Genomic DNA, 831 nt, shown 5'->3' with positions numbered 1-831 from the left:
CTAGGCTCAGGACCCATTGATTGGCTGAGGGGGATGTGATTCAGGCTCCGCGAGGAGACTGAGCATGAGCGACCTGTACTGGCTGACGGACGAGCAGATGGCTCGCCTTTCGCCGTATTTCCCCAAGAGCCACGGCAAGCCGCGGGTTGACGACCGGCGGGTTCTGAGTGGGATCATCTTCGTCAACCGGAACGGCCTGCGCTGGCGGGATGCGCCAAGGGAGTATGGGCCACACAAGACATTGTATAGCCGATGGAAACGGTGGGGCGCGATGGGCGTGTTTGGCCGGATGATGGAAGGCCTGTCCGCCCAGAGGGCCGAACCTCAGACACTCATGATCGACGCGACCTATCTCAAGGCTCACCGCACGGCTTCCAGCCTTGGGGTAAAAAAGGGGATCTCGGGCGTCTGATCGGACGGACCAAGGGTGGCATGAACACCAAGCTTCACGCGATAACCGATGCCAACGGCCGCCCCTGAGCTTCTTCATCACGGCCGGCCAAATCAGCGATTACACCGGCGCAGCGGCCCTGCTCGACGACCTGCCCAAGGCACAGTGGATGCTTGCCGATCGGGGCTATGATGCCGAGTGGTTCAGGGACGCGCTTGAGCAAAAGGGCATCAAGCCCTGCATTCCGGGCCGGAAATCCCGCTCCATCCCCGTCAAGTACGACAAGCGCCGATACAAGCGGCGCAACCGCATCGAGATCATGTTCGGCCGTCTCAAGGACTGGCGACGCGTGGCAACGCGATACGACCGCTGTCCAACCGTCTTCTTCTCCGCCCTCGCACTCGCCGCAACCGTGCTCTTCTGGCTGTGATCAGTGAGTC

The 831-nt window shown here is 61.6% G+C and carries 1 protein-coding gene and 1 pseudogene; both read left to right on the top strand.

What is annotated here, in order from left to right; translation table 11 throughout:
- Positions 1 to 64 precede the first annotated feature (64 nt).
- Positions 65 to 412: a transposase gene (locus NMD1_RS21415; RefSeq protein WP_233497265.1), complete on the top strand. Its 348-nt coding sequence runs from the start codon at positions 65 to 67 to the stop codon at positions 410 to 412.
- A gap of 46 nt (positions 413 to 458) precedes the next feature.
- Positions 459 to 821, top strand: a pseudogene (locus tag NMD1_RS21410) (IS5 family transposase); the annotation flags it as partial.
- Between the last annotated feature and the right edge of the window lie 10 nt (positions 822 to 831).

Origin of the sequence: Novosphingobium sp. MD-1 (assembly GCF_001014975.1) — a bacterium.
GTDB lineage: Bacteria > Pseudomonadota > Alphaproteobacteria > Sphingomonadales > Sphingomonadaceae > Novosphingobium.
This window is presented reverse-complemented; position numbering and strand designations above follow the sequence as displayed.

Excerpts from the sequence above, each read along its gene's own strand:
- NMD1_RS21415 (WP_233497265.1), top strand. The coding sequence starts at position 65 with ATGAGCGACCTGTACTGGCTGACGGACGAGCAGATGGCTCGCCTTTCG.